This is a genomic window from Tsukamurella paurometabola DSM 20162, assembly GCF_000092225.1.
Taxonomy (GTDB): domain Bacteria; phylum Actinomycetota; class Actinomycetes; order Mycobacteriales; family Mycobacteriaceae; genus Tsukamurella; species Tsukamurella paurometabola.
In genome coordinates, this window is the sequence record NC_014158.1 from 4050066 (window position 1) to 4070821 (window position 20756).

Sequence of the window (20756 nt, forward strand, 5' to 3'; positions counted from 1 at the left end):
CGGGCATCAGCGGCTGACGGTGCAGGCGCCCGTCGAGACCGACGCCCCGGCCGGGGCCTTCGCCGCCTCCAGCGCCGGCTCGACCTGCTTGGCGCTCAACGCGAACGCGGTATCCGGATCGTCGGTGGCCATGCCGAAGATCACGCCGACCACATTGCCGTCCCGGTCGAGCATCGGGCCGCCGGAGTTGCCCGGCCGCACCTGCCCGCGCAGCAGGTAGACATCACGCCGGACCTGCGCATCGCGGTAGATGTTGAAGCCCTCCAACGTCTGGTGACTCCGGACCCGAGTGGAGGACAGGGTCAGCGGACCGCCTCCCGGGTATCCCAGCACGAACCCGGAATCGTCGGGCTTGGCGCCGTTGAACACGATCCGCAGCGGGTTCACCCGGAGGCCGGGAACCGCGAGCACCGCGACGTCGGTCTGCGGGTCGTAGTAGGTGACCTGGGCCGCGTATTTCTTGGTGCCGTCGACCGTGACCTGCACGTTGCGGGTGCCGGCCACGACGTGCGCGTTGGTGATGATGCGCTCGCGCAGTGCCACGAAACCGGTGCCCTCGAGGGCGCGACCGCACGACGGCGCCTGGCCGTCGATCCGGACCACGGCCGTGCGGACCCGCTGCACCGCCGGATCGGTGAAGTCGACACGGTCGGGCGGACCGACGTTGACGATCGGGGTGCGCACGAACGGGCCCATGGCCTGCGGTAGGCCCGAATCGTCGACGATGGCCGCGACCTTCTGCGGCAGATCGCCCAGGCCCACGTTCTGCGCGAACGTGTTGACGCCGGACAGCACCGACGAGCCGTTCACCGCCCGCGACACCGCGGGCGCCGCCGCCGAGGTCAGCGGGATCGCCACCAGCCACGCCGCGAGCAGCACCGCGCCCATCTGGGCGACGGCACCGACACCGGAGTCGATGGCCCGTGCCGAGGAGCCCCGGATAGAGCTGCGGACCATGCGGCCCAACACCATTCCGGAGAGTTCACCGAGGATCACCAGCGCGGCGAGCAGTCCCAGCCCCAGCAGCAACCGGGCGCGCTGGTCCTCGACCGAGCCGAGGACGTGCGGTGCGAGCAGCACGCCCGCGGTCGCGCCCAAGGCCACGCCGACGAACGCCAGCACCGAGGCGGCGGCGCCCTGCCGGTAACCGGAGACCGCGGCGATGATCACCAACAGCACGACCAGGGCGTCCACCCATGCCGACCCGCTCATCGCACCTCTTCCTGCCAGGCCTGTGCGCGCAGGGCTGCGGCCCGCACTTCGTCGGTGAGGGGCCGCACATCGTGGGAGTTCCACGGGCGTTCCCAGCCGGCGGCGGCGATCAGCGCGTTCATCAGGCCGCCGGTGAATCCCCACACCAGCATCGGCCCCGCGGCGAAACCGGGGCCCTTGTAGAAGGATTTGCGCACCATGAACCGGTTCGCGGGATCGGTGAGTTCGGCCAGCGGTACCTTCCGGACCAGCGCGGTCTCGCCTTCGTCCACCACGTGCACCGCCGAGGGGCGCGCCGCGAAGCCGATCACCGGGACCACGAGGAATCCCGAGACCGGCACCTCGATCGGGTCGAGCACGGCCAGCACGTCCACCGACGAGGGATCGAGCCCGGTCTCCTCCCAGGCCTCGCGGAGAGCGACGGCCACATCGTCGGCGTCCTCGGGATCGCGGGCGCCGCCGGGGAAGGCCACCTGGCCCGAGTGCTGCCGCAGCGCCGAGGCCCGCTGCTGCAACAGGACCGTGGCGTCGTCGGGCAGGGTCGCGGCGGTTCGGTCACCGTCGAACAGGATCAGGACGGCGGCGCGGCGCGGATTGCGCACGCGCTGCAGGGCGGCGACGGCGCCACCGCGGCGCTGCAGCTCGTCGCCGATGTCATCGAGGTTTCCGAGCAGCGGCATCAGCCAGGCAGGGGCCGTCACAGGACCACCCCGAGGTCGTCGCGGACCGCGGCGGTCACATCGTCGACGGAGGTGAAGGGGCGCGCGTGCACCTTGGCCACACTGCCATCGGCACGTAACAGGATGGTTGCGGGGTACACACGCGGGGCGCCGAGCATGGTCGCGACCTTCGATTGCGGGTCCTCGACGGTGGGCAGCGTGAGCTTCAGTTCGGTCAGGAGGTCGAGGGCCGCCGCGGCGTTGGGATCGGCGTGCACGGTGAGCACCGTCAGCTTGTCCGCGCCGCGGCGGGCCACCTCGGCCAGTGCGGGAAGCTCGACACGGCACGGTGCGCACCACCAGGCCCACACGTTGACGAGCACCGGCAGCCCGTCCGGGAAGGCGCCCGCGTCCAGCGTGCGACCGTCGGCGAGACAGTCCAGCCGTAGCCCGGCGAGCGGACCGCGTGGGACGCCACCGGTCGGGCAGGGGGCGAGTGCTGCCCGGTCGCGGGCGGCCCGCAACTCGCCGGGGCTCACGCTCGCCGACGGTGCGCCGGTCGGCTCGGGGGCGGGGCCGGAGCCGCCGCTGCGGGGCCAGATCGCGACGACGAGCGCCACCACGATCACCGCACAGACGATCACCCAGCGGGTGGTGCCGGAGACGCGGCTCGGCTTCTCCCCCGGCAACAGCGGCGCGGGTTCGCGGTCGGTCATCGGATGCCCCCGGACGCGGCGCGGCGGCGGCGCGGCGGGGGTGGCGCGATCTCCAACAGGTGCTCGCGCTCGGGGCCTTTGACGAGATCGGCGGCCTCCGCCGGATCGACGGGGCCGGTGCCGTACGCCGGGCAGTCCTTGGCCAGGACACACACCCCGCACGCGGGCTTGCGGGCATGGCAGACGCGGCGTCCGTGGAAGATCACGCGGTGACTGAGCAGGGTCCACTCCTTGCGCGGGATCAGCTCGCCGACGGCGTGCTCGATCTTCACCGGATCGTTCTCCTGCGTCCACTCCCAGCGGTGCACCAGCCGGCTGAAGTGGGTGTCCACGGTGATGCCCGGCACGTCGAAGGCGTTGCCGAGGACCACGTTCGCGGTCTTACGGCCGAAACCGGGGAGCGTCACCAAATCCTTCATCCGGCGCGGCACCTCGCCGTCGAAGCGGTCCACCAGGGCCTGGCCGAGGCCCATGATCGATGTGGCCTTGTTGCGGTAGAAGCCCGTGGAGCGGATGTACTCCTCGAGTTCGGCGCGTTCGGCGCCGGCGTAGTCGGCGGCGCTGCGATACCGGTCGAACAGGGCCGGTGTGACTTGATTCACCCGGACGTCGGTGCACTGCGCCGAGAGGATCGTCGCGACGGAGAGTTCGAGCGGGTTGGTGAAGTCCAGCTCGCAGTAGACGTGCGGAAACGCGGTCGCCAGGGTCCGATTCATCCGCCGGGCCCGACGCACCAGCGCGAGGTGGGACTCGGGCTCCTGGGGCATGGTTCACCATCTTAACGACGGCGCCGTATCGGTTTCGTGGCCTTATCGAGACCTTCGCTGTGTTTACTGACCGACATGCAAGGATTGCTCGGGCTGCTCTTTCCGGTGGTGCTGATGCTCTTCGCTCTCGCGATGGAACGCATCCAGGCGCGAGTCACTGCGGAGTCATCGGCACCGGTCGCCGTCGTCGACGACACCCCCGACGTCCCCGATGTCGAGACCCTCGCCACGATCGGGCTTCCGAAGGCCGTCGACAGTCTCGACCTGGATGGTGGCGCGGAGCGACAGGCCAGCTGACCCCCGTCGTCGTGCCCTTCGCCCGGCGAACGGGTAAGGTGCACTAGGTCATGTGTGCGATCTCCCACATCAGGGCGGATCGGTGCATAAACTCACACAGCAATCGGATTCGCGGCGAACACGTCAGCGAGCATCAGGTCGAATGAGGAAGAGGTACCCCGTGGAAGAGGTCCTGGCGCGGGCCGGCATTTTTCAGGGTGTCGAGCCGAGCGCTATCGAGGCGCTCACCAAGGATCTGCACGAGGTGGATTACCCCCGTGGCCATGTGATCTTCAGTGAGGGCGAGCCCGGCGACCGGCTGTACATCATCCTGTCGGGCAAGGTGAAGCTCGGCCGCCGCTCGCCCGACGGCCGCGAGAACCTGCTGTCGGTGATGGGACCGTCGGACATGTTCGGCGAGATGTCGATCTTCGATCCCGGCCCCCGGACGTCGAGCGCGACCACGATCACCGAGGTCCGCGCGATGACGATGGACCGCGAGGCGCTGCGCGCCTGGATCCGTGACCGGCCGGAGATCGCCGAGCAGCTGCTGCGGGTGCTGGCCCGCCGCCTGCGGCGTACCAACAACAACTTGGCCGACCTCATCTTCACCGACGTGCCCGGACGTGTCGCCAAGCAGCTGCTGCAGCTGGCGCAGCGGTTCGGTACGCACGAGAACGGCGCGCTGCGCGTGACGCACGATCTCACGCAGGAGGAGATCGCCCAGCTGGTCGGCGCCTCCCGCGAGACCGTGAACAAGGCCCTGGCCGACTTCGCCCACCGCGGCTGGTTGCGCCTCGAAGGCAAGTCCGTGGTGATCACGGACTCCGAGCGCCTGGCACGTCGCGCTCGGTAGGTCCGACGATCGGGATGGGGCGCGGAGACCCTGCCCCATCCCTCGTTCGGTGTTCGGGTGCTGTCGTCAGCCGTGGTCGGCGAGGTAGGCGAGCTGTACCTTCACAGATTGGCGGGCGGCGGGCCAGGCTTTCTTGTCGACGTCGCGGTAGACGTGTTTGACCACCTTCATGGGCTTGGCGTCGGCGGCGGTGAGGTTCAGCTCCTCTAGCGCATCGCGGACCTGCTGGAGGCGGTCCTGGCGGTGCGCGGTGTACGCGGAGACCACGGGGCCGGCATCGGGGAGGTCGGGGCCGTGGCCGGGGAGTAGGACTCGGCCCGCGGCCACCGTCGCGAGCGTATCGAGCGAGGCGAGGTAGTCGGCGAGCGTGCCGTCCTCCGCATCGAGCACCGTGGTACCGCGGCCGAGCAGGGTGTCACCCGAGATCAGGGCACCGGGCACGGCACCGTCGGAGTCCTCCCAGTCGACCAGGAAACTCAGCGAGTCGAAGGTGTGACCTGGGGTGTGCACCACCCGGATCCGCAGACCGGCCACGTCGATCTGCTCGCCGCCGGTGAGCGGGGTGGCGGTGTTGACGCAGTACTTGGGCGAGAACGCCCGGATCGGACTGCGGGTGAGTTCCTCCCAGCGGCGCAGGCCACCGGTGTGGTCGCGGTGCCGGTGCGTCACCAGCGTCAGTGCGACCTTCCCGGCCGCCTTGGCGACGCGTTTGAGGTGCTTCTTGTCGTTCGGTCCCGGATCCACCACGACCGCCTCCTCACGCCCGGGGGCGCGCAGGATCCAGGTGTTCGTGCCCTCCAGTGTCATCACCGACGGGTTGTCGCACAGCAGGACAGCGGCGTAGGGGGTGACGGCGCGGAGCTTCTTCGGCGCCGGGTGGGTCCGGGGCTCGGTCATACCTGGACCGTGAGCTCGACCTCGACCGGGGCGCCCAGCGGCAGTTCCGCGACACCGACGGCGGAGCGCACGTGCACACCCGCGTCGCCGAAGATCTCGCCCAGCAGGAGCGACGCGCCGTTGAGGACGGCGGCCTGATTCGAGAAGCCCTTGGCGGAGGCCACGAAACCGGTGACCTTGACGATCCGCTTCACCGAGTCGATCCCGACGAGGGCGTGCACGGCCGCGAGCGCGTTCAGCGCACATTGGCGGGCGGCGAAGACGGCGTCGTCGAGATGCACGATGCCCTCGGCGTTCTCGCTGACCTTGCCCTGGGAGACGAGTTCTCCGTCGCGCATGGGGAGCTGCCCGGCGGTGTAGACGAGATCGCCCACCTGCGTAGCCGGGACGTACGCGGCGAGCGGGGGTACTACCTCCGGGAGGGTGATGTTCAGCTCGGCGAGCCGATCGGACCAGGTGCCGCTCATCCGAGAGGCCGCTTCATGTAGGCGACGTGCTGCTCACCGGTCGGGCCCGGCAGCACTGTGACCAGCTCCCAGCCGTCGGATCCCCAGGTGTCGAGGATCTGCTTGGTGGCGTGCGTCAGCAGCGGAATGGTGGAGTACTCCCAGGTGGTCTTCTCGCTCATGGGTTCAGCCTATCCACACGTGTTCTGCGTCGCAGTGACGTAGGCGGTTGTCGCTATCGCACCGGTCGTGACGTCGGTGTGGATATGCTGCGGGACGTGGTGGTGAGCGAGGTGGGCCCGACCGGGTCGGCGGCGGACGCGGCGGTGTCGGACTCGACGAGCTGGCCCGAGGAGCTCCGCGAGGCCCGGCTGCACTTCGTCTCCGGCAAGGGCGGCACCGGCAAGTCGACGGTGGCCGCGGCCCTGGCCCTGGCGCTGGCCGAGGGCGGCAAGAAGGTGCTGCTGATCGAGGTCGAGGGCCGCGGTGGCATCGCGCCGACGTTCGAGGTGGAGGCGTTGCCGCCCGTCGAGACCAAGATCGCCACCGCCGACGGCGACGGTGCGGTGCTCGCGCTACCGATGGACGTGGAGGCCACGTTTCTCGACTATCTCAAGACCAACTACGGGATGGGGCTGGCGGCGCGGGCGCTGAAGTCGATCGGGGCGATCGAGTTCGCGACCTCGCTGGCGCCCGGGTTCAAGGACATCCTGATCACCGGCAAGATCATGGAGTGCACGCAACGCCGCGGCCGGGACGGCCGGTACGTCTACGACGCGATCGTGGTGGATGCGCCGCCGACGGGCCGGATCGGCAAGTTCCTCGACGTGACCCGCGCGATGAAGGAGATCGCCAAGGCCGGACCGATCGCCGGGCAGGCCGACCGGGTGGTGCGACTGCTGCACTCGCCCGGCACGGTGGTGCATCTGGTGACCCTGCTGGAGTCGTTACCCGTGCAGGAGACAGCCGAGGCCGTCCGTGAGCTCCGCGAGTTGGACCTGCGCGTGGGTGCGCTGATCGTGAACCGGGCGCTGCCGCAATTGCTGAGCGACGCGGACCTGACCGCGGCGTCGGCCGGCGAGATCGACGGTCCTGCGGTACGGGACTCGCTCGCGGCAGCAGGTCTGGAACTGAGCGATGAGGATCTGGCCGGATTGCTCACCGAGACCATTCAGTACGCCCGCACCGTGCGCGGCCAGGACGATGCTCGCAACGAGTTGAGCGAGGTCGATGCCGCGGGCCGCCTGCGGCTGCCCCTGCTGACCGGCGGCGTCGATCTGGGCGGCGTGTATCAGCTTGCAGGCGCCCTGACCGAGGCGGGAGTCCGATGGTCGCGTTGAAACTCGGTCCGCAGCTGCTGGATCCGGGAACGCAGGTGGTGGTGTGCTGCGGCAGCGGCGGCGTGGGGAAGACGACGACCGCGGCCTCGATGGCACTGTGGGCGGCCGAGCACGGCCGCCGCGTGGTGGTGCTGACGATCGATCCGGCGCGCCGGCTGGCGCAGGCCCTGGGCGTATCGGCATTGACCAATGAGCCCCAGGCCGTGGATGTTCCGGGCACCGGATCGCTGCACGCGATGATGCTGGATATGAAGCGCACATTCGATGAAATGGTCACGTCGAATGCGGATCCCGCTCGTGCACAAGAGATTCTGAACAATCCCTTCTATCAGACCGTGGCCTCGTCGTTCTCCGGAACGCAGGAGTACATGGCGATGGAGAAGCTGGGCCAGCTCACCGAGGACGATCGGTGGGATCTGGTGGTGGTGGACACCCCGCCCTCGCGCAACGCACTGGACTTCCTGGATGCTCCGAAGCGGTTCGGGTCGATCTTGGATTCACGCCTGATGAAGCTGATCGCCGGGCCGACGCGGGGCGTGGGGCGGATGCTGTCGGGCGGCATGGGCCTGGCACTCAAGGCGGTCTCGGCAGTCGTCGGCAGTCAGTTACTTTCGGATGCTTCTGTTTTCGTCTCGCAGATGGACGCCATCATCGGCGGATTCCAGGAGCGGGCGGACCGGACCTATGCGCTGCTGGCGCGGCCGAGCACCCGGTTCGTGGTGGTGGCCTCTCCGGAGGCGGACACCCTGCGCGAGGCCACCTACTTCGTGGAGCGGCTCGCGGGTGAGCACATGCCGCTGGCCGGACTCATCGTCAATCGCACGCATCCGAGCCTGGCGACGGTACCGGCGGAGCCCGCATCGACGGCGCTCACCCGATTGGAGTCCGACGGGGCCGACGCCGTCGCGGCAGGGGCGCTCCGGGTACACGGTTGGCGATCGGAGATCGCGGCGCGGGAACTGCAGACACTGGGCGGTTTCGTGGGCCGCAATCCAGGGGTTCCGGTGGTGGGCGTGCCGTCGCTCCCCTTCGAGGTGGCGAGCCTGGACGCACTGCAGGCGGTCGCCGAGCAGATCGTCGGGGACTGACCCCCCGGCATGCAAGCGCCCGGGCTGTGAAGCCCGGGCGGAAGGTCGATCAGACCGCGGTGCGCTTGCGGTCCCGCTGCGCCTCGAAGAAGGCGCGCCAGCTGGTGACCTCGGGGTGTTGGCGAAGAAGGGCGCGGCGCTGACGCTCAGTCATCCCACCCCAGACGCCGAACTCGACGCGGCTATCGAGTGCGTCGGCGCCGCACTCGAGCTGCACGGGACAGTGCCGACAGATCGTCGCTACCTTGCGCTGTGCGGCGCCGCGGACGAAGAGCTCATCCGGATCGACATCGCGGCACTTGGCCTTGGACACCCAGACCAGACGATCCTCGTCGTCTACGAGTACCCGTGCGTTCGTCATCTGACTCCCCTTTCACCTGGTGCTGCTACCTGCCGGCGACCCCCTCCCCGCTCGCGTAGGGGGGTCGATCGAGGCGCTCGCCACATCGTCTGCAATAGTGTTACCTGAATCACACGGCGGACACAAGTCGGGGACCGAAGGAATTCGGAACAGTGGTCCAAGAAAAGATGTACGGGCGTACCGATCGCCTGGTCGGCGCGTCGGGAACCCGGATTCGGAAGGTTCGGCACGTACTCTGGAGACCGTGTCGAAACCCGGAGTGATCGCCAAACTGGCCGCCTGCGTGCTGGTGGCCGGACTCCTCGTCGCGGGCATCCTGTTCCCGTACGTCGGCGGGGTGGGCCTGATCTCGAACCGCGCGGCGGACACCGTCGACAACATCAGCTCGGAGCTCCTGGAAGGCCAGGTGCCCGAGGTCACGACGGTCACCGACAACACCGGCGCCCCGATCGCCTACCTCTACGACCAGCGCCGGGTCCAGGTCCCCTTCGATCAGATCTCGCCGAACATGGTGCGCTCGATCATCTCGATCGAGGACAAGCGGTTCATGGAGCACGACGGCGTCGACTACCAGGGCACGCTGCGCGCCTTCCTGAAGAACCAGTCGGCGGGCGAGGTGCAGCAGGGCGCGTCCACGCTCGACCAGCAGTACATCAAGAACTACCAGTTGCTCGTGCTGGCCCGGTCGGACGCCGACCGTCGGGCCGCCACCGAGACCACTCCCGCCCGCAAGCTACGCGAGGTGCGGATGGCGCTCTCCCTCGAGCGCACCCTCACCGAACGGGCCAAGCAGGAGCGCGGGGTCGACGACGCCCAGGCCAAGCTGATCGCCAAGGAGCAGATCCTGGCGCGCTATCTGAACCTGGTGCCGTTCGGCAACGGTGCGTACGGCATCGAGGTGGCGGCACAGACCTACTTCGGTAAGCGGGCCTCACAGCTGAGCATTCCCGAGTCGGCGATGCTCGCCGGCATGGTGCAGTCGAGTTCGGCGCTCAACCCGTACACCAATCCGCAGGGCGTCACCGATCGCCGCAACCTGGTGCTCGACACCCTGGTACAGAACTTCCCCGATAAGGCGGCCGAGTACCAGGCCGCGAAGTCGGCGCCGCTCGGCGTGCTGCCGCGGCCCAACACCCTGCCCGGCGGCTGCATCTCCGCCGTGGGTGGCCGCGGCTACTTCTGCGACTACGTGCAGCAGTATCTGGCGCAAGCCGGGATCCCGAAGGAGCAGGTGGTGCGCGGCGGTTACACCATCCGCACCACCCTCGATCCCCGCGTGCAGGACTCCGTGCAGGCGGCGCTGAGCGCCACCGCGAGCCCCACCTTGTCGAACGTCGCGCAGGTCATGAACGTGATCAAGCCCGGCGATCAGTCCCACGACATCGTGGCGATGAGCTCATCGCGGGTCTACGGCCTGGACGTGGCGAAACGGCAGACCGTGCAGCCCGAGCCCTTCGCGCAGGTCGGCGACGGTGCCGGCTCGACCTTCAAGATCTTCACCGTGGCCGCGGCCATGGAGAAGGGCATGGGGCTGGACACCAATGTCTCGGTCCCGTCGACGGTATCCGTCAAGGGGATGGGCTCCGGTGGTCTACCGGGGTGCCCCGCCAACAGCTACTGCGTGAAGAACGCGGGCAACTACCCGTCGAACATGTCACTGACCCAGGCGCTGGCCACCTCGCCGAACACCCCGTTCGTGAAGATGATCGAGCAGGTGGGCGTGACCCCGGTGGTGGACATGGCGGTCAAGCTCGGCCTGCGTTCCTACACCCAGCCCGGTAGCTCGGGCTTCGGCAACGACAGTCTCGCCGACATGTTCAAGAAGCAGAACCTGGCATCGTTCACCCTCGGCCCGACCGCGGTCAGCGCGCTGGAGCTGACGAACGTGGCGGCCACGCTCGCATCCGGTGGCGTCTGGTGCCCGCCGAATCCGATCCAGTCGATCACCCAGCCCAAACGCAACAGCGACGGCATCCAGACCGTGGGTGCCGACGGCAGGCCCGAGACCACCCCGGTGCCGTTCAAGTCGGAGAAGTGCGAGCAGGTGATCGACAAGGGACTGGCAGACACCCTCGCGAACGCACTCAGCGCGGACGACCGCGGAGCGGGCACCTCGGCCGGTGCCGCGTCGCGGGCGGGCTGGACGTTGCCGCTCTCCGGTAAGACGGGCACCACCGAGACCTTCCGGTCGTCGGCGTTCCTGGCGTACACCAACCAGATGGCGGGTGCCAGCTACGTCTACAACGACGGTGACTCCCCCGGCCCGATCTGCACCAGCCCGCTGCGCCCGTGCGGCGAGGGCAACGTGTACGGCGGTAACGAGCCGGCCACCGCCTGGTACACGGCGATGCGGCCGGTGGCCACCCTGTACGGACCGATCGCGCTCCCGCCGGTGGATCCGAAGTTCAAGGACGGGTTCGGCCCCGGCAAGATCCCGAACATCATCGGGCTCAACGTGAACGCCGCCAAAGCGAGACTCGAGTCCGCCGGCTTCAAGACCACGGTGTCGTACGTCAACAACACGGCGCCGAAGGACACGGTGGTCTCCACATCGCCGTCGGGCTTCACGCAGCCGGGATCGACGATCACGCTGAACCTGTCGAACGGGATCGCACCGGCGCCCACGGTGCCGGTGCCCGGTGTGCAGACCGGTCCGGGCGGTACCACGATCACCATCCCGGGCTTCGGCCAGTTCACCATCCCGGGCGCAGGCGGTCAGGGAGGCGGCCCGGTACAGCCGCCGGCGCCGAACCCGCCGGGGAACTGACCGACGGCCTCATCGTGGCCGCCGAGACCGCGAAATTACCTGCTACCCCTACGAAGTGGAGCGGTTCAGCCGAGGTTCTCGACCAGCCGACTGATGCGCGCTTGGAGCCTGCGCAACTGCGTTCCCTGGTCATCGAGCCGGCGGGCGATCGAGTTCACGGCATCGCACGAGCCGGTCTCGTGCAGGCTGCGGGCGTCGATCAGGAGGTCGTCTCCCGTGCGGCCGACGGATGCGGCGATGAGGGTGAGCTGAGCGGTGAGATCGTCGAGTTCGCTGCGGACGCCTGCGAGCCCCATGCTGGTTCCCTTCCTTCGCCCCGGATGGAGCGTTCAGGAGCAGGTTAGGGCGTTCGCGCACGCGTGGTACCGAATTACAGGTGACCGACACATGACCGTTATCCGACGAACGATCCCTTGTCTTTAGTTAGTCGAACTCTCCGTGGCGGCCGGCGCCGCCCGCGAACCGGGTCGCACCGGCGACGGCTCCGTCCGACAGGGAGGCCACGCCGTACCGGTGCTCGACCAACAGTGCGTCGGACTCGGTGAGGCCCTCCGACTCCAGCATCGAGAGCCGGTCATTGCGCAGGCAGGTCTGCGGGAACCCGGCGAGCTCGGCGCCCAGGGCGACGGCGGCGGCCAGTGCGGTCCCGGGTTCGACGATGCGGTTCACCAGGCCGATCGCATGGGCCTCCGGCGCGTCGACGGGGCGTCCGGTGAGAATCAGGTCCATCGCGCGGCTCGCACCGATCAATCGGGGCAGGCGCACCGTCCCGCCGTCGATCAGCGGCACGCCCCAGCGGCGACAGAACACGCCCAGGATCGCGTCCGACGCGGCGACCCGCAGGTCGGCCCAGATCGCCAACTCCAGACCGCCCGCCACGGCATGCCCCTCGATCGCCGCGATCACCGGCTTGGACACCCGCATCCGGGAAATCCCCATGGGCGCATCACCATCGGGCTCGACCCGGTTCGGATCGCCCGCGGCCACGGCCTTGAGATCCGCTCCAGCGCAAAAGGTACCGCCGGCACCGTGCAGCACCGCGACCGCCGCGCCAGGATCGGCGTCGAAGGCCCGGAAGGCGCCGGCGAGCGCCTCGGCCGTGGCGCGGTCTACGGCGTTGCGCACGGTGGGTCGGTCGATCTCGATCACGGTGACCGGTCCCTCACGGTGCACCACAACGGTATCGGTCATCGAGACTCCTTCGGCCCGTGGACGGCGGATCCGGTGGCCACCCCGGTCACGGTGCACACTCCGAACCGGCCCGCACGGTCGAACATGCTCGCCGAGGCGGCGCTGACACCGTCGATCACCATGTGATGATCGGCCTCCAGGCCGATCTCGTCGCCGATCGGGGCGCGGGCGAGCGCCATGGACACGTCTCCGTTGATCGTCTGCACCCCACCGGTTCCCATGCCGCACACCAGATTCGTGGTGTCCGAGACCATCGCGGCGCGCGCGAACGGGGTGGTCTCCTCGCCGTCGAGCACCCGCCAGCCCACGGCCCACACCCGCTTGCGTTCGGCGTTGAGCCACTGCGCCGGATCGGTGCTGTACTCGCTGTCGCCACTCGCCATCGACAGCCGCGGGGCCACGGGCACCGGTGCGCGCGGCACCTCGGGATCGCACCAGACGGCGCCGTCGGGTTGCGGCGCCCGGTGATAGAAGGTCACCGCGGCGCGCACCACGGCTGCCTCGTCCTGGATCACCTCGGCCTCGGCGACGCGAATCCGCCGGCCCGACCGCACGAGGCGGGTGCGGACCTCGATGTGGCCGGCCCTGACCATGCGGAACAGGTCGCAGTGCCAGCGCGCGGCCACGAGTCCCGCGCCGTATTCGGTGTCGAGGACCTGCGCGAGCAGCCCGGCCACAGCCGGGCCGGACAGGGTGCCGGGCGCCCACCGTCCCTCCGCCGCGGGGAGAGAGTCGAATCCACGACCACGACGGACGAACTGGGGGCTGACCTCGGACACACTCACCCTTATCGGTCTACACGAGGGGGCCCAGACCGGCGGCGGTGAGCCCCCCGTAGGCCATCGAGAAGTAGGTCCGGGCGAGCGCCTCTCGCTGCTCCCGCAAGTCGGCCGACAGGTAGTGCAGACACAGTGCGGGACCGCACACACTGAGGATGGTCACCAGGGCGTCGCCGTCAACGCGGGCCCGGCCGGGCTCCGCGGGCCCGCGGGCACCGATCGCCAGCAAGGTCCGGGTGGCGTCTCCCCAGCGCTCGGAGATGGGGTCGAAGGCGCTGGGCGGTAACAGGTGCGGCGCACCGTCGAGTACTGCGGTGAGAGTGGGCCGGTGCCGGTCGAGCTCGGCGAAGACGGAGGTGAGCAATTCCGGCCCCAGTGAGAGCGATCCCACCGCGAGGGTCTCGCGCAGCCGTCCGCCGAAGGATTCGACGAGATCGTCCATGATCTCGGCCACCAGGGCCGCGACCACCGATTCCTTGTTCGGGAAGTATTGGTACACGGTGCCCTTGGACACCTCGGCGCGGTCGGCGATGGCCCCCATCGACAAGGCCCCGTACCCGGACTCGGCCAGAATCTGACGCGCGGCCGACTTCGCTCGCTCGACGGTGTCCTTGGCTCGCCCTTGGGAGGGTTTGCGCCGCAGTTCAGATCGGGTTTCACGGCTTCCTGCCACGGTTGCCTCCGATCTGACTTGTATCCGTCCGGCACGGTGGGGTCGAGTGTAGTGACACCTGGCGGACACCGGCGGAGGGAGCCCTGATGACCACGCACAAGCAGATCGGCGTCGATCGGTCCCGCGTCTTCGAGCCGGCGGCGGGTGAGTTCGACGACGTGCTGATCGAGGACATCACCGGCGCGCTCCCCGAGGATCTGCTCGGGACGCTGTACCGCAGCGCACCGGTGCGCTGGGAAGCCGGCGGCTTCTACGCCAAGCACCTGTTCGACGGTGACGGGATGGTCGCGAAGTTCTCCCTGGAGGGCGGCCGGCTGCGGTACCGGAACCGGTACGTCCGCACCCCCAAGTACCAGCGGGAGGAGGCCGGGCGAGGGGACCGAGTACGTGGGCTCGGCACCCTCGCCGCGGGGGGTCCACTCGGTAACGCGGGTCGCGGCCCCGCTGATCGCGCCAACACCACGTCGATCTACCACGGTGACCGGCTGGTCGCGCTCTCCGACGACGGCCGGCCGTGGGAGCTCGATCCCGACTCGCTGGCGACGCGCGGTCGGTGCGATTTCGACGGCGCGCTGAGCCTGTTCAGCACGTTCTCGCCACACCCGAAGCTCGATCCGGTCTCGGGCGAGATGTTCAACTTCGGCCTCACGCTGCCGCCGGTGGGACGCAGCACCGGCATGGTGGGCCTGCGCTGCTACCGGGTCGATCCGCGCGGTCGGCTGAGCACGATCCGCACAGTGCCGCTCTCGCACGTGCTGATCAATCACGACTTCGCGATCACCGAGCGGTACCTGGTGTTCGTCCTGGACCCGCTGACCGTGGGGACGGTCGCGACGGCGCGAGCCGGCCTGGGCATGATCGACTTCAACGCGGCCACCGAGTTCCGCGCGGAGCTCGGGTCCGAAGTGATCCTGGTGCCACGGGACGGCGGTGAGCCGCGCCGGTTCACCATCCCCGCGTTCCCGAAGGTGCACGTGAACAACGCCTACGAGGTGGGCGGCGACGTGCTGATCGATGTGGTCAAGTACGACGACTGGAACGAGACCGCGCGGATGCTCTGCGACTTCCGCGAATACGGCCCTGCTCGGGGCGGCACGCTCACGCGGTTGCGGATCACGCCGAGCGATCGGGTGGAACTCACCGAGCTATCGGCCTCGCTGGGCGAATTCCCGATGCACGACTGGCGCCGCACCGGACGACGATTCCGCTACTCGTATCTGATGGAGTCCGACGGGGTGCGTCCGCCGTCGCTGGAGAAGATCGACAACGAGACCGGCGAGCAGACCTCGATGGGCGGGTTCGCCTTGTTCGACGGTGTCGGTGAGCCGATCTTCGTGCCGCGCAGTCCCGATGCCGCCGAGGACGACGGCTGGCTTCTGGTGGTGGTGTATCTGGCGTCGGACCACCGCTCGGCGCTGATCGTCGTGGACGCTCGGGACATCGAGGCGGGGCCGGTGGCGGTAGCACGGCTGCCGCACCACTTCTTCCCCGGATTCCACGGCATGTTCACCGACCGGGTCTCCCTCACCTAGAGTCGGAACTGGTTGTTCGTGACCGCATTCCGCACACGAGTCAGCGTCTGATCGAAGCTGTCCGCGCCGGTGTCCACGGCGTGTGATTCGTAGGCTCCGAGGTCTGCGAACTGTTCCCACATGGTGACGATCGGCAGGGTATCGACGAGCGCGTCGGCCGCTGTGCGAGCCTGCGCCCGGGCGAGCGTCGTTGCTCGATCGGGCCGGAGCACAACGTAGCGCACATCGGTCGCCCGGCCGCGATCACGGAAGTGCTCAAGCATCCACGGGCCCACGATCCCGTCGAGCACCGTCGTGAATCCGCCTGCAGCATAGGTGAAGGCAGCACCAGCGATCACTCGCATCACTGTCTGGTTCTGCTCAGCAGAGGCCGGATCGTACGGCGGGATCGCACCCGAGACGATGCTGTGCCAGAAGTCATCGGTGTGCAGATGCACGCCATGGTCGTAGCTACGGGCGAGCTCCCGGGCGACGGTGCTCTTCCCCGCGCCGGGCGGGCCGGTGAGGATGATGACGGTTCCGGTCATGCGGTACTCCCTTCGTCTTCTCTTCCGACAGTACGGAGGTCCCCGCCTCGGATCGACCGGCATAGTGGGGGCATGCCCGGTGATTCCCTGTTCGCACGCCTGTGGCCGTCCATCGTGAAGAACGAACCGCCGCGGCTCACGGCGCTGCGCCGGGAGAACCTCACCGGGTTACGGGGCCGAGTACTCGAGGTAGGTGCCGGGACCGGCACCAACTTCGGTCTGTATCCGCCCGCGGTCGAACGGATCGCGGCGCTCGAACCGGAGGCCCGCCTGCCCTGAATGAGCCCCCAGGGGCAAGGTCTCACCTTTCGTCGTCGTGATCGAACAGGATGACTTGGCGGACAGCCCGGCCGTCGGCCAGCAGATCCATCGCCTCGTTGATCCGATCGAGCCGGATGGTGGATGAGATGAGCTTCTCGACCGGTAGCCTGCCCGCCCGCCATAAGTCGACATACCGCGGGATGTCGCGCGCAGGAACCGAGGAACCCACATAGCTGCCGATGATCGTGCGGGCCTCGGCGGTCACCGTGAGCGGCGAGATCTCGGCACGGGCGGCCGGGGCCGGGAGCCCCACGGTGATCGTCGTCCCGCCCGATTCGGTAGCGGCGAAGGCGGTCTCGAAGGCCCGGGCGCTCCCAGCGCATTCGATGACGTACCGCGCCGTGATCCCCGCATCGGTCAGCCGGGCCGGCGTGTAGGTCTCCGTCGCGCCCAGTTCCCGGGCCCGGTCGAGCTTGTCCTCGGCGGTGTCCACCGCGACGACGCGTTCGACGCCGAGCGCGCGGGCGGTGAGGACGGCGGCCATGCCCACGCCGCCGAGGCCGACGACCATCACGCTGTCGGTGGGCGCCGGATCGGCGACCGTGAGAACCGCGCCGCCGCCGGTGAGCACCGCGCAGCCGAGTACCGCGGCCACCGCCGGCGGCACATCGGCATCCACGGGCACGACCGAGGCCCGGTCCACCACGGCGTGCGTGGCGAACCCCGAGACCCCGAGGTGGTGCCGCACCGTCCGCCCGGACCGGCTCAGCCTGGCCCCGCGCAGCAGGGTGCCCGCGGAGTTCGCCGCGGTTCCCTCCGCACACGGGAGCCGGCCGCCCGCCGCACAGTCCGGGCACCGTTCGCACCGGGGCAGGAAGCACATCACGACCCGCTGCCCGGGACTGATATCCCCGACCTCATCGCCCGCCGCGACCACGATTCCGGCGGCCTCGTGCCCCAACAGCATCGGGGTGGGGCGCGGCCGGTTACCTTCGACCACACTGAGATCCGAGTGGCAGACACCAGCCGCCTCGATCCGGACCAGGAGCTCCGTCGGGCCGGGATCGTCGAGTTCGAGTTCGCCGACGGTGATCGGCCGCGACCGCGCGTACGGTCGCGGCCGGCCCGACTCCTCCAGGACCGCGCCGACGATCCTCATCGGCGGGCCACCGCCGCGAAGGCGCCGTCGATGCGGTCCAGCGCCTCGTCGATATCGGCCGCGGTGTGGGCGGAGCTGAGGAACCAGTTGTGGTACGGGTGTAGGTAGACGCCCCGGGCGCCGGCTTCATCGCACCATCTGCGGGTCAGCTCGAAATCGTCGTCACCTGCGAACCGCAGTAGGGGCATCTGCACCGGGCCGCTCTGCACCACATCGAGACCGTGAGAGCGCGCTTGCGCGGCCAGTCCGTCGCGTAGCCGCTGGCCGCAATCGCGCATGCGGGAGAGCGCGTCGGTATCGCGGAGCTCGCGGATCGTCGCCATGGCGGCGGCCATCGACACCGCGGAGAACCAGAACGACCCCGTTGTGTAGATGGATTCGGCCGCGGAACGCAGGGCGTCGGTTCCCGTGATCGCCGCGAGTGCATAGCCGTTCGCGATCGCCTTGGACCAGGCCGAGAGGTCGGGGCGGACTCCGAGCGGTTCCCAGCTCCCCGCCAGGTCGAGTCTGAAGCCGCAGCGCACGTCGTCGAGGATGAGCACCGCTCCGGTGCGGTCGCACAATTCCCGAAGGCCCTGCGCGAACACCGGATCGGCGAGCTCCTGATCGCGGTGCACGTCGTGCCGGAACGGGCAGACGATGATCGCCGCGAGATCGTCACCGGCGCGCTCCGCGGCGGCCCGCACCGAGGCGAGGGCGTTGTACTCGAAGTAGTCGAGGTACGCACGATCCTCCGGGACGACCCCCGCCGCAACGGGAGTGCACCACGGCACGGCACCGTGATAGGCACCGTTGGCTATCAGGACCTTCCGTCGGCCGGTAGCCGCGCGTGCGATCGTCACGCAGGCCGTGGTCGCATCGGTCCCGTTCTTGGCGAGCATCGCCCAGTCCGCGTGGGCGACGGTGTCCACCAGCAGTTCCGCCAATTCCACCATCACCGACGATCCTCCGTTGAGGCAGTCGCCCAGGGCGAGCTGATCGGCCACCGCCCGCTGCACCACCCGGTTCCGGTGCCCGAGCACCACCGGTCCCCAGCCGCACATGAAGTCCAGGTAGGTGTTGCCGTCCACGTCGGTGATCCGGCAGCCCTCCCCGGACGCCATGTACTGAGGCAGGGTGGAGGAGAATGAACGCACGTCCATATGACCGTAGGTGCCGCCGGGGATCACTAGCTCGGCCCGTTTGGCGAGCCCGGCATCGTTGACGTCGATCACCGCACCATCTCCCTGACTACGGCCGCGATCCCGGGCGCGTCCAGCCGGTACTTCGCATACAGCGCCGCTGGTGGGCCCACCGGGATGTACTCGTCGGGCACACCGTGTTTCGCGAACCGCACCGGCGGCGCACCGCCGAGCAGGAGCGCCTCGGCGACCGCCGTGCCGAGGCCGTTGGTCACGTTGTGCTCCTCGACGGTGAGAACGGCGCCGGTCTCGCGGGCCGCGGCGAGAACCTCGTCGACATCGAGCGGAGCCACCGTGTGCATGTCGACCACCCGCACACTCACGCCCTCGCCGGCCAGGATCTCCGCTGCCTCCAGCGACGGGTGCACCTCGGTGCCGGTGGCGACGATGGTCAGGTCGCTGCCCTCGCGGAGCCGAATGGACTTGCCGAGCGTGAGGTCGGGCACCATCGAATAGACCTGCGGGTCGCGGCCGCGGCCGAGCCGGATGTACATCGCACCAGGGTGATCCACCGATGCCCGCAGGATCGCACGGAGGTGGTTGGCATCGGTCGCGCACACCACTGTGAGCTCGGCGAAAGTGCGCAGCACGCCCAGATCCTCGAGTGCGTGGTGGCTGGTGCCGTAGAACCCCATCGACATGCCGGAGTGGTGCCCGACGATCCGGACCGGCATCCGCGGATACGCGCAATCGGTGCGGATCTGCTCGGCACACAGCAACGCGGAGAAGGATGCGAAGGTCGCGGCGAAGGGCACGTACCCGCACGAGGCCATCCCGGCAGCGGAGGTGATCATGCCCTTCTCCGCGATGCCCATGTTGATGAACCGGTCGGGATGGCGCTCGGCGAAGTCCGTGGCGCGGTTGGCGCTGGCCAGATCGGCGGTCAGCACGACGATCCGCGGGTCGGCGTCGGCCAGGTCGGCCAGTTCCTCCCCGAACACGAACGCGGGGATCGAGCTGACATCGCTGCCGTCGAAGGAGCGCTTATCGCGGAGCTCGGTGGCGCCGCCGCCGAAGATCTCGGCCTGGTCCTGGGTCTCGGTCATTTCACCACCTCCAGCGGGCGCAGTCCGGCCTGCAGCTCCGCGATCACATCGTCGTAGTCGGTGCCGACCAGATTGCCGACGTGCCAATCGGGGTTGTATTCCATGAGTTTCACGCCACGTCCCTTGACGGTGTCGGCCACGATCACCTGGGGTGGCCCGTCGGGGTCGTCGGGCAGCGCGTCGAATAGGTCCAGCAGGGCTCCCACGTCGTGCCCATCGACACGGTGCGCCTGCCAGCCGAACGCGGCGAACCGGTCCTCGATGGGCTCGACACTCATGACGTCGTCGGTGAAACCGTCGATGCACAACCGATTGCGGTCGACGATGGCCACCAGCTTGCCGAGCCGGTAGTGGCCAGCCGCATTCGCCGCTTCCCAGACCTGGCCCTCGTGCAGCTCACCGTCGCCCAGCATGCAGAACGTGCGGTACGGGCGTGCCCCGACGCGGCCAGCGAGGGCCATCCCGACGGCGATCGACAGGCCGTGGCCGAGGGAGCCTGAGCTGAAGTCGATGCCCGGGATCTTCTTCATGTCGGGGTGGTCGCCGAACGGGCTGCCCAGCCGGGTGTAGTCGTCGAGCGCGGACTCGGGGAAGAAGCCGACGTCGGCGAGCACCGGGTACAGGCCGATCGCCGCATGCCCCTTGCTCAGCACGAATCGGTCGCGGTCGGCCCACTTCGGCTCCGCGGCAAGGTAGTTCATCACCGAGTAGTAGAGCGCCGCGAACAGTTCTGCCGCCGAGAAGGACGAGGTGTAGTGGCCGGCGCCGGCGATCCGGGACAGCCGCACGGTCTCGAGGCGCACGAACTTGGCTCGGTCTTCGAGGCGGGTCCGGACGGACTCACACTCAGGTGTCTGTTTCGGAGGGATCATGAGATTCTTCTCCCTTGTAGTGGTTTCGGATGTGATGACCGGCCGCTGCGGCGAGGGCGCGCTGATGATTCGGCGGGGCGGCGGGGGTGCCCTGGGTATGACCGGTGTCGCTATCGTCGGAGATTCTTCAGCGATCGGAAGACTGAACTG

Annotated in this window: 23 protein-coding genes and 1 pseudogene; 7 read left to right on the forward strand and 17 right to left on the reverse strand. The window is 69.0% G+C overall.

The annotated features are described in order from the left end of the window. Window positions 1–6: 6 nt before the first annotated feature. From TPAU_RS19630 to nth, 4 genes are read right to left on the reverse strand one after another with little or no spacing between them, the layout of a single operon-like run. Window positions 7–1212 carry a MarP family serine protease gene (locus TPAU_RS19630; protein ID WP_013128494.1) on the reverse strand — a complete coding sequence of 402 codons (1206 nt, stop codon included), beginning with the start codon at window positions 1210–1212 and terminating at the stop codon, window positions 7–9. Then, window positions 1209–1913 carry an NUDIX hydrolase gene (locus TPAU_RS19635; protein ID WP_013128495.1) on the reverse strand — a complete coding sequence of 235 codons (705 nt, stop codon included), beginning with the start codon at window positions 1911–1913 and terminating at the stop codon, window positions 1209–1211. The genes TPAU_RS19630 and TPAU_RS19635 overlap by 4 nt, the downstream gene beginning before the upstream one ends. After that, on the reverse strand, window positions 1910–2587 hold the full coding sequence (locus TPAU_RS19640) for a TlpA family protein disulfide reductase (protein ID WP_013128496.1): 678 nt from the start codon (window positions 2585–2587) through the stop codon (window positions 1910–1912). Before TPAU_RS19640 ends, TPAU_RS19635 begins: the two co-directional genes overlap by 4 nt. Beyond that, window positions 2584–3354, reverse strand: a complete 771-nt coding sequence (nth, locus tag TPAU_RS19645; RefSeq protein WP_013128497.1) for an endonuclease III — start codon at window positions 3352–3354, stop codon at window positions 2584–2586. Before nth ends, TPAU_RS19640 begins: the two co-directional genes overlap by 4 nt. 75 nt (window positions 3355–3429) lie before the next feature. Here nth and TPAU_RS19650 point away from each other — a divergent pair, with 75 nt between their 5' ends. Then, window positions 3430–3651 carry a hypothetical protein gene (locus tag TPAU_RS19650; protein ID WP_013128498.1) on the forward strand — a complete coding sequence of 74 codons (222 nt, stop codon included), beginning with the start codon at window positions 3430–3432 and terminating at the stop codon, window positions 3649–3651. A 160-nt stretch (window positions 3652–3811) separates the two neighbouring features. Then, the gene (locus TPAU_RS19655) at window positions 3812–4486 is read left to right on the forward strand and encodes a Crp/Fnr family transcriptional regulator (RefSeq protein WP_013128499.1); all 675 of its coding nucleotides are present in this window, start codon (window positions 3812–3814) and stop codon (window positions 4484–4486) included. A gap of 66 nt (window positions 4487–4552) precedes the next feature. Here the strand turns inward: TPAU_RS19655 and TPAU_RS19660 are convergent, their stop codons facing one another. From TPAU_RS19660 to sp36, 3 genes are read right to left on the reverse strand one after another with little or no spacing between them, the layout of a single operon-like run. Further along, on the reverse strand, window positions 4553–5383 hold the full coding sequence (locus TPAU_RS19660) for an MBL fold metallo-hydrolase (protein ID WP_013128500.1): 831 nt from the start codon (window positions 5381–5383) through the stop codon (window positions 4553–4555). After that, entirely contained in the window at window positions 5380–5850 is a 471-nt protein-coding gene (locus TPAU_RS19665; protein ID WP_013128501.1) for a RidA family protein, read from the reverse strand. The genes TPAU_RS19660 and TPAU_RS19665 overlap by 4 nt, the downstream gene beginning before the upstream one ends. Then, entirely contained in the window at window positions 5847–6011 is a 165-nt protein-coding gene (gene sp36, locus TPAU_RS22745) for a Sp36 family protein (protein ID WP_013128502.1), read from the reverse strand. Before sp36 ends, TPAU_RS19665 begins: the two co-directional genes overlap by 4 nt. Before the next feature lie 84 nt (window positions 6012–6095). Here sp36 and bagA point away from each other — a divergent pair, with 84 nt between their 5' ends. Both bagA and bagB read left to right on the forward strand, forming a co-directional pair. Further along, window positions 6096–7169: an ATPase BagA gene (gene bagA / locus TPAU_RS19670; RefSeq protein ID WP_013128503.1), complete on the forward strand. Its 1074-nt coding sequence runs from the start codon at window positions 6096–6098 to the stop codon at window positions 7167–7169. Continuing rightward, window positions 7157–8257, forward strand: coding sequence for an ArsA family ATPase (gene bagB / locus TPAU_RS19675; protein ID WP_013128504.1), 1101 nt, complete (start codon window positions 7157–7159; stop codon window positions 8255–8257). The genes bagA and bagB overlap by 13 nt, the downstream gene beginning before the upstream one ends. A gap of 49 nt (window positions 8258–8306) precedes the next feature. On the opposite strand, the gene TPAU_RS19680 is transcribed toward bagB, so the two are convergent. Next, the gene (locus tag TPAU_RS19680) at window positions 8307–8618 is read right to left on the reverse strand and encodes a WhiB family transcriptional regulator (protein ID WP_013128505.1); all 312 of its coding nucleotides are present in this window, start codon (window positions 8616–8618) and stop codon (window positions 8307–8309) included. 244 nt (window positions 8619–8862) lie between these two features. On the opposite strand from TPAU_RS19680, the gene TPAU_RS19685 reads away from it, so the two are divergent. Then, the gene (locus TPAU_RS19685; RefSeq protein WP_013128506.1) at window positions 8863–11385 is read left to right on the forward strand and encodes a penicillin-binding protein; all 2523 of its coding nucleotides are present in this window, start codon (window positions 8863–8865) and stop codon (window positions 11383–11385) included. Between the two features lie 65 nt (window positions 11386–11450). Here TPAU_RS19685 and TPAU_RS19690 read toward each other — a convergent pair whose 3' ends face one another. From TPAU_RS19690 to TPAU_RS19705, 4 genes are all read right to left on the reverse strand, one after another. Further along, complete coding sequence (locus TPAU_RS19690; RefSeq protein ID WP_013128507.1) at window positions 11451–11681, reverse strand: hypothetical protein; 231 nt, start codon at window positions 11679–11681, stop codon at window positions 11451–11453. Window positions 11682–11808: 127 nt separating this feature from the next. Then, the gene (locus TPAU_RS19695; protein WP_013128508.1) at window positions 11809–12576 is read right to left on the reverse strand and encodes a crotonase/enoyl-CoA hydratase family protein; all 768 of its coding nucleotides are present in this window, start codon (window positions 12574–12576) and stop codon (window positions 11809–11811) included. Beyond that, window positions 12573–13355 (reverse strand): acyl-CoA thioesterase domain-containing protein, encoded by a 783-nt coding sequence (locus TPAU_RS19700; protein WP_013128509.1) that lies wholly within the window; start codon window positions 13353–13355, stop codon window positions 12573–12575. The genes TPAU_RS19695 and TPAU_RS19700 overlap by 4 nt, the downstream gene beginning before the upstream one ends. A 16-nt stretch (window positions 13356–13371) precedes the next feature. Then, window positions 13372–14028, reverse strand: coding sequence for a TetR/AcrR family transcriptional regulator (locus TPAU_RS19705; protein WP_013128510.1), 657 nt, complete (start codon window positions 14026–14028; stop codon window positions 13372–13374). Between the two features lie 86 nt (window positions 14029–14114). Between TPAU_RS19705 and TPAU_RS19710 the strand changes: the two genes are divergently transcribed. Continuing rightward, on the forward strand, window positions 14115–15560 hold the full coding sequence (locus tag TPAU_RS19710; protein WP_013128511.1) for a carotenoid oxygenase family protein: 1446 nt from the start codon (window positions 14115–14117) through the stop codon (window positions 15558–15560). Here TPAU_RS19710 and TPAU_RS19715 read toward each other — a convergent pair. After that, window positions 15557–16087 carry an AAA family ATPase gene (locus tag TPAU_RS19715; protein WP_013128512.1) on the reverse strand — a complete coding sequence of 177 codons (531 nt, stop codon included), beginning with the start codon at window positions 16085–16087 and terminating at the stop codon, window positions 15557–15559. The genes TPAU_RS19710 and TPAU_RS19715 overlap by 4 nt on opposite strands. 72 nt (window positions 16088–16159) lie before the next feature. Between TPAU_RS19715 and TPAU_RS19720 the strand changes: the two are divergent. Then, window positions 16160–16360, forward strand: a pseudogene (locus tag TPAU_RS19720) (SAM-dependent methyltransferase); the annotation flags it as partial. Between the two features lie 28 nt (window positions 16361–16388). Here TPAU_RS19720 and TPAU_RS19725 read toward each other — a convergent pair. The 4 genes from TPAU_RS19725 to TPAU_RS19740 are packed head-to-tail and all read right to left on the reverse strand — an operon-like array spanning window position 16389 to window position 20537. After that, window positions 16389–17507, reverse strand: a complete 1119-nt coding sequence (locus tag TPAU_RS19725; RefSeq protein ID WP_013128514.1) for an alcohol dehydrogenase catalytic domain-containing protein — start codon at window positions 17505–17507, stop codon at window positions 16389–16391. Next, window positions 17504–18721, reverse strand: a complete 1218-nt coding sequence (locus TPAU_RS19730; RefSeq protein ID WP_013128515.1) for an aminotransferase class III-fold pyridoxal phosphate-dependent enzyme — start codon at window positions 18719–18721, stop codon at window positions 17504–17506. Before TPAU_RS19730 ends, TPAU_RS19725 begins: the two co-directional genes overlap by 4 nt. After that, a complete protein-coding gene (locus TPAU_RS19735) occupies window positions 18718–19734 on the reverse strand; it encodes a transketolase family protein (RefSeq protein WP_013128516.1) in 1017 nt (338 codons plus the stop codon). The genes TPAU_RS19730 and TPAU_RS19735 overlap by 4 nt, the downstream gene beginning before the upstream one ends. Then, window positions 19731–20537 carry a transketolase gene (locus TPAU_RS19740; RefSeq protein WP_245537814.1) on the reverse strand — a complete coding sequence of 269 codons (807 nt, stop codon included), beginning with the start codon at window positions 20535–20537 and terminating at the stop codon, window positions 19731–19733. The genes TPAU_RS19735 and TPAU_RS19740 overlap by 4 nt, the downstream gene beginning before the upstream one ends. Window positions 20538–20756: the final 219 nt, after the last annotated feature.

What these genes read in the sequence shown, in the direction of transcription:
- TPAU_RS19630 (WP_013128494.1), bottom strand. Translation starts at nt 1,212, where the DNA reads ATGAGCGGGTCGGCATGGGTGGACGCCCTGGTCGTGCTGTTGGTGATC.
- TPAU_RS19640 (WP_013128496.1), bottom strand. Translation starts at nt 2,587, where the DNA reads ATGACCGACCGCGAACCCGCGCCGCTGTTGCCGGGGGAGAAGCCGAGC.
- nth (WP_013128497.1), bottom strand. Translation starts at nt 3,354, where the DNA reads ATGCCCCAGGAGCCCGAGTCCCACCTCGCGCTGGTGCGTCGGGCCCGG.
- TPAU_RS19650 (WP_013128498.1), top strand. Translation starts at nt 3,430, where the DNA reads ATGCAAGGATTGCTCGGGCTGCTCTTTCCGGTGGTGCTGATGCTCTTC.
- TPAU_RS19660 (WP_013128500.1), bottom strand. Translation starts at nt 5,383, where the DNA reads ATGACCGAGCCCCGGACCCACCCGGCGCCGAAGAAGCTCCGCGCCGTC.
- TPAU_RS19665 (WP_013128501.1), bottom strand. Translation starts at nt 5,850, where the DNA reads ATGAGCGGCACCTGGTCCGATCGGCTCGCCGAGCTGAACATCACCCTC.
- sp36 (WP_013128502.1), bottom strand. Translation starts at nt 6,011, where the DNA reads ATGAGCGAGAAGACCACCTGGGAGTACTCCACCATTCCGCTGCTGACG.
- bagA (WP_013128503.1), top strand. Translation starts at nt 6,096, where the DNA reads ATGCTGCGGGACGTGGTGGTGAGCGAGGTGGGCCCGACCGGGTCGGCG.
- bagB (WP_013128504.1), top strand. Translation starts at nt 7,157, where the DNA reads ATGGTCGCGTTGAAACTCGGTCCGCAGCTGCTGGATCCGGGAACGCAG.
- TPAU_RS19680 (WP_013128505.1), bottom strand. Translation starts at nt 8,618, where the DNA reads ATGACGAACGCACGGGTACTCGTAGACGACGAGGATCGTCTGGTCTGG.
- TPAU_RS19690 (WP_013128507.1), bottom strand. Translation starts at nt 11,681, where the DNA reads ATGGGGCTCGCAGGCGTCCGCAGCGAACTCGACGATCTCACCGCTCAG.
- TPAU_RS19695 (WP_013128508.1), bottom strand. Translation starts at nt 12,576, where the DNA reads ATGACCGATACCGTTGTGGTGCACCGTGAGGGACCGGTCACCGTGATC.
- TPAU_RS19710 (WP_013128511.1), top strand. Translation starts at nt 14,115, where the DNA reads ATGACCACGCACAAGCAGATCGGCGTCGATCGGTCCCGCGTCTTCGAG.
- TPAU_RS19715 (WP_013128512.1), bottom strand. Translation starts at nt 16,087, where the DNA reads ATGACCGGAACCGTCATCATCCTCACCGGCCCGCCCGGCGCGGGGAAG.
- TPAU_RS19725 (WP_013128514.1), bottom strand. Translation starts at nt 17,507, where the DNA reads ATGAGGATCGTCGGCGCGGTCCTGGAGGAGTCGGGCCGGCCGCGACCG.
- TPAU_RS19735 (WP_013128516.1), bottom strand. Translation starts at nt 19,734, where the DNA reads ATGACCGAGACCCAGGACCAGGCCGAGATCTTCGGCGGCGGCGCCACC.